The sequence below is a fragment of the uncultured Dialister sp. genome (assembly GCF_900541605.1).
Taxonomy (GTDB): Bacteria; Bacillota; Negativicutes; order Veillonellales; family Dialisteraceae; genus Dialister.
This window is the reverse complement of the sequence record NZ_UQKJ01000074.1, coordinates 1-9451: the sequence shown is the minus strand read 5'-3', so window position 1 is coordinate 9451 and position 9451 is coordinate 1. Positions and strand designations below refer to the sequence as shown.

9 protein-coding genes are annotated in these 9451 nt (G+C 51.5%); 5 read left to right on the top strand and 4 right to left on the bottom strand.

What is annotated here, in order from left to right:
* The 4 genes from QZR21_RS06245 to QZR21_RS06230 all read left to right on the top strand — a co-directional run.
* Window positions 1-515, top strand: a 515-nt coding sequence (locus QZR21_RS06245) for a S16 family serine protease (protein WP_296974409.1), incomplete at its 5' end; no start/stop codon positions are given.
* Between the two features lie 462 nt (window positions 516-977).
* Entirely contained in the window at window positions 978-2726 is a 1749-nt protein-coding gene (locus QZR21_RS06240; RefSeq protein ID WP_296974406.1) for a 2-oxoacid:acceptor oxidoreductase subunit alpha, read from the top strand.
* A gap of 2 nt (window positions 2727-2728) precedes the next feature.
* The gene (locus QZR21_RS06235; protein ID WP_296096832.1) at window positions 2729-3595 is read left to right on the top strand and encodes a 2-oxoacid:ferredoxin oxidoreductase subunit beta; all 867 of its coding nucleotides are present in this window, start codon (window positions 2729-2731) and stop codon (window positions 3593-3595) included.
* 153 nt (window positions 3596-3748) lie between these two features.
* On the top strand, window positions 3749-4807 hold the full coding sequence (locus tag QZR21_RS06230; RefSeq protein ID WP_296096835.1) for a sel1 repeat family protein: 1059 nt from the start codon (window positions 3749-3751) through the stop codon (window positions 4805-4807).
* Window positions 4808-4903: 96 nt separating this feature from the next.
* Here QZR21_RS06230 and QZR21_RS06225 read toward each other — a convergent pair whose 3' ends face one another.
* Window positions 4904-5362 (bottom strand): MerR family transcriptional regulator, encoded by a 459-nt coding sequence (locus tag QZR21_RS06225; RefSeq protein WP_296096838.1) that lies wholly within the window; start codon window positions 5360-5362, stop codon window positions 4904-4906.
* A gap of 557 nt (window positions 5363-5919) precedes the next feature.
* Between QZR21_RS06225 and QZR21_RS06220 the strand changes: the two genes are divergently transcribed.
* Window positions 5920-7212 carry an S-layer homology domain-containing protein gene (locus tag QZR21_RS06220; RefSeq protein WP_296096840.1) on the top strand — a complete coding sequence of 431 codons (1293 nt, stop codon included), beginning with the start codon at window positions 5920-5922 and terminating at the stop codon, window positions 7210-7212.
* Between the two features lie 211 nt (window positions 7213-7423).
* On the opposite strand, the gene QZR21_RS06215 is transcribed toward QZR21_RS06220, so the two are convergent.
* From QZR21_RS06215 to QZR21_RS06205, 3 genes are read right to left on the bottom strand one after another with little or no spacing between them, the layout of a single operon-like run.
* Window positions 7424-7564, bottom strand: a complete 141-nt coding sequence (locus tag QZR21_RS06215) for a hypothetical protein (RefSeq protein ID WP_296096843.1) — start codon at window positions 7562-7564, stop codon at window positions 7424-7426.
* Complete coding sequence (locus tag QZR21_RS06210; protein ID WP_296096845.1) at window positions 7561-8145, bottom strand: 3'-5' exonuclease; 585 nt, start codon at window positions 8143-8145, stop codon at window positions 7561-7563. The genes QZR21_RS06215 and QZR21_RS06210 overlap by 4 nt, the downstream gene beginning before the upstream one ends.
* A gap of 10 nt (window positions 8146-8155) precedes the next feature.
* Window positions 8156-8896: a hypothetical protein gene (locus QZR21_RS06205; protein ID WP_296974399.1), complete on the bottom strand. Its 741-nt coding sequence runs from the start codon at window positions 8894-8896 to the stop codon at window positions 8156-8158.
* Window positions 8897-9451 lie beyond the last annotated feature (555 nt).

Sequence of the window (9451 nt, the reverse complement as noted above, 5' to 3'; positions counted from 1 at the left end):
ATATTTATGGACTGGGTGGGGCGGGCTACTGGGGCAGCACCATAGAAATAGAGGCGGCCGCCTTTCCTGCCAGGGGAACGGGCAAAGGTACTATCCGCTTCAACGACACCGCCGGCTCCATGGCCAAGGACTCGGCAGCCACGGCGGCTGCGGTGGTGAGAGAACTGACGGATAAGGATATTTCGGACTATGACCTCCATATCAATGTCATCGGCGGCGGCAACATCGATGGTCCTTCGGCGGGCTGTGCCATTACCGCAGCCATACTGTCGGCGGTGGAAAAGATTCCTCTCCGCCAGGACTATGCGGTTACGGGGGAAGTATCCCTGTCAGGGGAAGTGAAGCCTGTAGGCGGCGTAGCGGAAAAAGCATTCGGCGCCCGGCAGGCAGGGCTGAAAGGGATCCTTCTTCCGGAAGAGAACAGGAAGGATCTGGATGAAACCATGCAGGGCCTCGAAATCATTCCGGTGAAAACCATGAAGGACGTATTGGCACGGATGCTGGTAAGAGACTGAAAAAAGCCGGACGGATACCGCCCGGCTTTTTGAATGGGAAAAAGGGCAGAATCGAGATTTGAGGTAAGAGAATGAAGGCCTTGCAGCTTTTCTGGAAAAAGAAAAAGTTGAGATTCCGAGGCGCCGCCGCGCTGTCTTCTCAGACTATCCAGCAGTGAAGCCGCAAAATGCACACGCTTTTCCCGTCTTTTCGAGCAGTGTGAGCATGCATAATGCCTCTACATCCAGGAATTTCTACAGCTTTGATGAGCCCCCAAAAAAATTTCTCTTGTATTTGGGGATACAGGGCTTTGGCTCCCATTACAGCGTTTGTAACAGCGTCACAGTTACATGTTTAGTATGTAAAAATTTTCAGCATGAATCTATGCACAGGTGATATAATAAAAATGTGTGAGTGTGTGTAAAAAGCGATTCACCGATATACTATATTTCCTTTTATTCATCACCAAGGAGGCAGATGAAGTGGAAACAAAACGTGATTTTATATGGAAAATGGGCGGCCAGCAGGGGCAGGGCGTAGAGTCCTGCGGCGAAATCCTGGGCCGTGTCCTGGCACAGGAAGGGTATTCCCTTTTCAGCCAGCGTCTTTTTGCTTCTCGTATCAAAGGCGGCCATACGACCATTGCCCTTCGTATTGCAACGAAGGAAGTAGCTACTATCGGGGAGCATGTGGACTGTCTGGTGGCCCTGGACCAGGAGACCATTGATCTCCATGGTAAAGAAGTGCCGGAGGGTGGCGTCATCATTGCCGATGATGCATTTCATCCGAAGTTTGAAGCCCACAGCGGTCGTATCGTACTGGCCCTTCCGATTACGGAACTGGCAAAGAAGTATGGCAGCCTGCAGATGAAGAACATTGCGGCCCTCGGTATGAGCGCCGGTGTTCTCGGGTTCCCGGAAGATCCATTCTACGGTTTCATTGCCCAGCGTTTTGGCAAGAAGGGCGAAGAAATTGTTTCCAAAAACAAGCAGATTTTCAAGGAAGGCTATGATACAGCCATCGCTTCCATGCACGGCGTGGAACTGGGACGTCTGGCAACACCGCCGAAGAAGGACCAGCTGTACCTTCTGGGCAATGAAGCAGCGGCCCTCGGCGCCATTTCCGCCGGTTCCCGGTTCATGGCTTCCTACCCCATTACCCCGGCTTCTGAAATCATGGAATACATGATCAAGGTGGTCCATAAGATTCATGGTACTGTGGTGCAGACGGAAGATGAATTGTCTTCCTGCATGATGGCCATGGGTGCCGGTTATGCCGGTGTCCGTGCTTTCACCGCCACTTCCGGCCCAGGGCTTTCCCTCATGGCGGAATCCATTTCCATGGCTGCCATGGCTGAAATCCCGGTGGTCATCATCGACGTCATGCGTGCCGGCCCGTCCACCGGTATGGCTACGAAGGTAGAACAGAGCGATATCCGCTATGCCATCGCTTCCGGCCACGGGGATGCGGAAAAGATCGTCCTCGCTGCTTCTTCCATCGAAGACTGCTACTATATTACCCAGGAAGCGTTCAACCTGGCCGAAGAATTCCAGACCCCCGTCATCGTGCTGTCGGACCTGCAGTTCGGCATGTGCAAGCAGTCGGTGCCGGCCTTTGATATGAACCGCATTGGTATTAACCGGGGCAAACTCCTCACAGAAAACCTGCCGGAACTGGATACGAAGAAGAAAGCCTATTTCCACCGGTTCGAAGATGTGGAAGACGGCATTTCCCCGAGAACCATTCCCGGTGTAAAGAACGGCATGTTCCTGTCCACAGGCCTCGAACACAACGTATTTGGGAAACCGGCGGAAGGACAGGCTGACCGGGTGATGGAAATGGAAAAACGGCATCGTAAGTTTGCCGGTGTTCCTTCTGCCATCAAACCGTTCTATGTAACTCATGAAGACACGGATACAGACCTCCTCCTCATCGGCATCACCTCCACCAACGGTGCCCTGGAAGAGGCGGTGGAAGAACTGGAAGCAGAAGGTAAGAAAGTCAACCATCTCCAGCTCCGTCTCCTTTCTCCGTTCCCCACAGAAGCCCTCCGTCCCTATATCGAAGGGGCCAAGAAAGTTCTCATCGTAGAAGAAGACCTGACAGCCCAGCTGCGCGAACTTTTCGCCATCCACTTCGACTGCCACGACAAGCTGCTGTCTCTCCTGCAGTATGACGGCACGCCCTTTACCACTTCTACCATTGTGAACAAAGCAAAGGAGGTCTTCTGATTATGGCTTCACCGAGAGATTATAAAAATACTATCGTTCCGAACTGGTGCCCCGGCTGCGGGGACTACGGCATCCAGAATGCTATTTCCGCTGTCTGTGCCAAGAAGGGCTGGGCCAATGAAGAAATCACCCTGATTTCCGGCATCGGCTGCTCTTCCCGTATCGGCGGCTACCAGTACTGCTACGGCGCCCATACCACCCATGGCAGGGCTCTTCCCTTCGCCCAGGGCATTAAATGCGCCAATAAGGATACTCACCTCATCGTATGCTCCGGCGACGGCGATTCCTACGCCATCGGCCTCGGCCACGCCATGCATGCCATGAAGAGAAATATGGATATTACGTACCTGGTCTTCGATAACCAGGTCTATGGACTCACGAAGGGCCAGACTTCTCCGGCTTCCTCCAAGGGCTTCGTCACAAAGACAACTCCTGACGGAAACCCACTGACCCCGCTGGATGCGCCTTCCATGGCCATTGCCGCCGGTGCTACCTTTGTAGCTCAGGCCTATGCCATCGATGGCAGGAACCTGGTAGACATTATCGAAAAAGCGGTGGACCACAAGGGATTCTCCTATGTCAATATTTTTACCCCCTGCGTAACCTTCAACCATTTCAATACGGTTCAGTGGTACAATGAACACCTGAAGAAAATTTCCGATGTCCGTGAGACCTACGATCCCACGAGCAAAGCCGATGCCCTTCACCTGCTGGCGGAAACCGACAGCCTTGTGACCGGTGTCATTTATGAAGAGAAGGATGGAGTTCCTTTCGGTGATATCGTACCGTCTAAGGATATCCGCCTCATCGACCATGTGGAAAAACCGTCGAAAGAACTGTTCGAGGATCTCTGCAAAGAATTCCGGTAATCCGGACTGAGGGAAAAGGGAAAGACAGTATGCTGCTCCTGACTCCCCGGCCTGCCCGGGATGGGCTCTAATGTTTATTCCCCAAGGAGGGATATGATTTCGTATATTTCCAATGTCCGGAATGTCCGGCATTTTTGAAGGAGCAGGATCATTATGGCATCAGACAGGATGATGGAATATTACTACTCCATGGGGCAGGACTGCCTCCATCTGGGAAACTTGGACGGCGCGGTCACCTACTTCAGGAAAGCCGCCAATATGGGCGCCCGGGAAGCGGCCTATGAAATTTATATCATCGGCCGCCAGTGGGAGACCGGCGATGGCGTGGAGAAAAGTGATACGAAGGCTGAAAACTGCTATAAGCTCAGCGTAGACTACGGCATCCGGGATGCCGCTCTGCAGCTTGGCAAGTTGTACCTTCGGGGGATGGTAGGAAAGAAAACAAATCCCCGGAAAGCAAGAAAATCCCTGGAGCTGGCTTCCGATGAAGGAAGTGCGGAGGCGGCTTCCCTCCTGGGAAAAATGTATGATGAAGGCATCATGGGCCGGGTGAATCCGGATAAGGCTTTTAAGTGCTACCTTCTGGCCGCCGAGCGGGGAGACAGCAGTGCCATGCTTATGACCGGCATGTTCTATGCCCAGGGAACCAGCACCCAGAAAGACCTGGCGGCTGCTGAAATGTGGATCCGCAAGGGCCGGGATGCCGGAGACCCGGACGGCGACATGACACTCCGGGGATTCCTGTCTGTGGCCTGTGCCGAATATGTCACCGGCGCCGGCGGCAGCGTGGATACCGGCAAAGCCTGGCAGATGGCGGAAGAGGCAGAAACCCTGGGAGACAAAGAGGTCTTCCTGCGGCTGGGACTGGCTTTCAGCCACAGCGGCCGGAAAAATCATGGAACCAAGGCCTTTGAATGCTACAAGCGGGCTGCAAGAAATGATATTCCCGCGGCCTGGTCTGCCCTTGGCCTCTGCTATGAAGCGGGCCTTGGAGTGGAAGAGGACATTGCAAAGGCAGTGGAATTCTACAAAAAGGCTGCGGAAGCGGATGATGCTTTCGGTATGGCCCATTATGGTTATGCCCTGGCCAACGGCGAAGGGGTCCAAAAGGATGAAAAGGCTGCCATGAACTGGCTCATTAAGGCCGCCATGAAAGGGGACCCGGGAGCCATCCATATTCTGAAGGAAGACTACAACTACGAACTGAAATAACCGAAGTATTGTAAAAAAGGACCATGAGAACTGATTTCTCATGGTCCTTTTTACATAATCCCTGGCAGGGGATTCCGGATGCTTTGTGGAAAGTATCTACCGGTCCCGGTGGGAAAAGAAATCCTGGAGTTCCGGTGGAATGTCCTTTTTTGTCAATGTCAGTGGCAGGTCGTTATCCGTGAAACCGGCGTCCAGTTTGCCTTTGAGCAGTTTATCTATGTAGGAAGCAGCCTTTACCTGTTCCTGCTTTTCTTCCATTTCCTGCTGCAGTGTTTTGATGTACTGACGGAAGAGGCGAATCCGTTCATCCCGGGTGGACTCACCCTGCTGGTAGAGGGTAATGAAGTGGGTAATGTCCCGGATGGGCATATCAATATTCCGAAGGAACTGGATCATTCGAAGAATAGCCACATCCCGGTCTGTGAAAATCCTGACGCCGCTTACGCTGCGTTTTACAAAAGCCAACATTCCTTTTTTATCGTAAAAACGAAGAGTGGTGGCCGGAATCCCGGTAAGATCCACCACGTCCTTCATGGTATAAAGCCTTTCAGCCATATGGTTCACCCCTGTAATTGTTTTTATATTGTGGCAATAAAAAACTATTGAGCACACAGAAAGAAGAGACTTCCCCATGTCTCAATAGATACATCCATTATATACATTGGACTGCACTACACGTCAAGAGTGCAACTTACCGAAGATAAGAATATTCTACGACTGAAAGAAGAAAAAGAAAGGCTGTCTTTTTTATGAGAAAAGGGACAGGAAGCAGGGAAATCAGATTAAATATTTTTATATATATAAGAAGGTTATTTTTATAATAAAACAGAAAATCTGCGATAGGAACAAGCATTGTCCGATATTAATAAACCTGTTGGACCATGGTACATAGAAGTTGACTAAAGGTCAAAGCAGGGGAATTGAACATTTTTTTGCGAAATGGTACCGTTAATACAGCCAAAGACGGCGGCCCCCGTTTTTGGGCGGAAGGATAGTAAGTGTGAAAAGCACGCAGAGGAAACACGGTCACTCGAGCAACGCTCTATCACTGAACTCCGGAAAAGAATAAGGGCTCTGTTTCCCTATTATTTTCTTTAAAGGAGCGAAGAACTATGAAAAAGATTCTCGCAATCGCAGCAGTAGCTGCACTCACCGCTGGCGTATCCGCATACGCAGCAAATCCATTCTCCGATGTAACCCCCGATGACTGGGCTTATCAGGCAGTATCCGACCTCTCCGACCAGGGCGTCGTAGAAGGTTATCCGGACGGCACCTTCAAAGGTGAACGGAACATGACCCGTTACGAACTGGCCCAGATCATTGCCCGCCTCATGGCTAAAGAAGACCAGCTGAACGCTGAACAGCGTGCAACCCTCGACAAACTGGCTGGCGAATACGCTGACGAACTGGCTAACCTGGGCGTTCGCGTAGGCAACCTGGAAAAGAAAGTGGGCAACATTTACTGGTCCGGCGATGCTCGTATGCGTTACCAGGATAAATCCCTGAACAAGGCTGACAACTGGGATGGCCGTATGAGAATCAATGTTAAGGGCCAGGTTAACGACTCCACCACCATCAATGGCCGCCTGACCTATAACATGAATTTCAAGGACGCTGACAGCAACAATCCTACTGATGATACCAAAGACAACGGTGTTTACATGGATGTCCTCAATGCTAAACATTACTTCGGCAAGGACGTAGCCCTCACCCTCGGCCGTTATGCAAATAACTTCGGCAACCAGGCTGGCTGGCGTTTTGGTGATTCCCATGACTTCGACGGCGCTGAACTGGCTTACAACAATGGCAAGCTCTATGTAGCTACCGGCTTTGGCCAGTTTGACACCAACTACAACACCACCGAAGGCAATCCGATTGATGACCAGGATGCATACTATGCAAAGGCCGGCTATGATTTCGGCGTAGTTAAACTGGGCGTTGACTACACCAAATTCCAGGAAGGCGATCATGCATACAAGAACTTCTCCGGCGACGATGAACTGCTGGGCGTTGATCTCCTCGTTCCGTTCGGCGGACATCAGAGATGGAATGTCCAGGGTGAATATGTAAAGAATACCACCACCGACCTGGACAAAGATGACGCTTGGAACGCAGGTCTCCAGTACAGCACATTCAACTGGAAGAAACCGGGCTCCTTCGGACTGGGCGTTTGGTACAATGATATCGGCAATGCAACCTACTTCGGCGGCACCGGCCTCCAGACCAACCTGCTCGATGGCCTCACTGCTGGTGATTACAGCAACATTAAATACTGGAACGTCATGGGTGATGTAGCTCTCCAGAAGAACGTTGCCCTCCATGCTGAATATGCATTCGGCGCTGACGCAGATGGCGGCGACGATCCGGACGATGCTTGGACCGTTTCCCTGAACTACAAATTCTAATTTCTAAGAAATCAGAATACAGTTCCATACACAAAAAAGAAGCTCCCTTTGTGGGGGCTTCTTTTTATTTATAAGCCAGATTCATGATGGTGCAAAGATTCATGCCATTAATTGGAAGTCAGGAATGAGGATTGAATGTGGTGGCGCACAAAAATAGGGTGCCGTGGAGTATTTGTTTGCGTCGAAGCCGCGGAATTTTAACTCTCTTACCTCAATCCTCCAATTTATCTTTTTGCAGCAGGCTTTCCAGCTCAAGGCTCAAGGCTATGGCGACAATCAGTTCACACCGGTGAAAGAATTCCGGCACCATTATAAAAGAGCCGTGCAGCAGCAGCTTCACGGCTCTTTTCATATCTTCAGTTTTTTCTTTCCACGGTCAATGGCAAAGGGTTTTAATGTCTGCCCTGTGGCCTTCATGAGAGCTTCCACGGAAGGAAGTTCCGTCTGCTCCAGGGCCTTCCGTACGATGTATTCGCAGGCCCGGGCATCATCCAGGGCCTGGTGATGGTGGAAATCGAAGCCAAGGGCCTCGGCCACCGTATTCAGCTTGTGGTTTACCGTGTCTTTCCAGAGTTTCCTGGAGAGAATCACCGTGTCCCCATAGAGAAAGTGCATGTCAGGCAGGTGGTAGGTGTCAATGGCGGAGGCAAGCACACCCATGTCGAATCGGGCGTTGTGGGCGAAAACGATATTTCCTTCCAGCCGGTCCGCAATATCTTTCCAGAAAGCGGGAAACCGGTCTTCCCCTGCCACGTCTTCCGGATGGATGCCGTTTACCCGCATGCATCCGGCGTCAAAGTTCAGAGACAGGGGCTGGATGAGATGATACCATTCATCAATGATTTTTGTCCCGTCACTCACCACGATGCCCAGGGAGCAGGCGTTAGCAGGGCCCCAGTAGGCGGTCTCAAAATCGAGTGCTGCGTATTTCATGGGGACCTCTTCAGATGGATGCGGTAAAGGAGTGTTCCGGCCCTTCGAGCCAGCCTACTTCCACAGACCGGTCGAAAGCAGATTTCATGCGGCGGGCCAGTTCATTCCTGGCGGCGGCTACTTTCTTCCGGCTCGGTGCGAAGCCGGTGATGAGGATGAGGATGTTCTCCGAATCCTCGGTTACCTTTCCTGCTTCTCCATCTTCACAGTACCAGTGGTGGATGGCGGTCTTCCCACCAAGGGTGGCCTGCCATTCTCCATTTTTCTTCTCGATGAGAAGGGGCTTCGTCCGGTCTCCCATGTCAAAGGCATGGATGTCCACATGGAATTTCAACATGCCTCCACGGACCATATCCATAATGGGGTTCACCCGGGGAAGCACATCGGAACCTGCCAGTTCGTCCAGGTTGGCCGCTTTCGGCTGGGACAGGATTTCAAAATCATCTCCTGCCTTTGCTTCTTCCTCTTTCACAATGCCCAGGTCCTTTTTGTATTCTTTGAAGACCCTTTCCAGGGCAGGCTGGACTCCTTCTATACCCACATGGGCAAGGGCTTTTTTGTATCTGTCGATTTCTCCATCCGCCATGGCGGGGTTCATTTTGAGGAGAAGGTTTGCTTCCGTGCAGCAGCGGCGGCGGAAGGCTTCAGCCTCCAGGTTCACGCCCCGGTTATCCACGGCCCGAATGGCCAGGATACCCACGCAGAGGCCGGGAATGGTATCGAATAAGGAATCGTCATAGGTTACTTGCATAATAGGTAAAACCTCCCTTTCTTTCCTTGTCTATTATACCATATGGGTTCTGCCGGTTTATTGGACATAATATATACATATATAGTAGAAAAGAAGGATTTGAGGCCTGGGCATTGAGGTTCTATGACTTCGCCGGAAATTTCTGGGCTTTCCTGGATATCGCCTGGGATGATGGCAGGATGGTAATGCTGATTTCAGTTTATCAGGCTGCCGGAACGGATTTGCATGATTAGATTACAATCAGAGGCACGAGCCTTGCGCAGTGAGCCCTGGATCTTGAGATGGACAGCTGCTTCGCGGCAAATGCCTCCCTTTGCCCGTTTTACGGGATTTTCCCCAAGGGACAGTAAGTCCTGGCGCTCCCTCCGGGGGAGCTGCTGCAGGCTGTGGGGGCGAAGACGCTGACCGGCCCAAGGCGCAAGGCTAGGGAAGCACTGATTAATTTGCAGAGTCAGATTTCATAAGAATTTTTATGCACTGCTTCGTCATAGCTCTTCTTAAATAGCTCGCTATTTGGGTCGAGCTATTCCTCGCATTGCATAAAAATCCAAGAAT

Bases quoted from the DNA above. Each gene is read 5' to 3' on its own strand.
- QZR21_RS06235 (WP_296096832.1), top strand. From the start codon at position 2,729: ATGGCTTCACCGAGAGATTATAAAAATACTATCGTTCCGAACTGGTGC.
- QZR21_RS06230 (WP_296096835.1), top strand. From the start codon at position 3,749: ATGGCATCAGACAGGATGATGGAATATTACTACTCCATGGGGCAGGAC.
- QZR21_RS06225 (WP_296096838.1), bottom strand. From the start codon at position 5,362: ATGGCTGAAAGGCTTTATACCATGAAGGACGTGGTGGATCTTACCGGG.
- QZR21_RS06220 (WP_296096840.1), top strand. From the start codon at position 5,920: ATGAAAAAGATTCTCGCAATCGCAGCAGTAGCTGCACTCACCGCTGGC.
- QZR21_RS06215 (WP_296096843.1), bottom strand. From the start codon at position 7,564: ATGAAAAGAGCCGTGAAGCTGCTGCTGCACGGCTCTTTTATAATGGTG.
- QZR21_RS06210 (WP_296096845.1), bottom strand. From the start codon at position 8,145: ATGAAATACGCAGCACTCGATTTTGAGACCGCCTACTGGGGCCCTGCT.
- QZR21_RS06205 (WP_296974399.1), bottom strand. From the start codon at position 8,896: ATGCAAGTAACCTATGACGATTCCTTATTCGATACCATTCCCGGCCTC.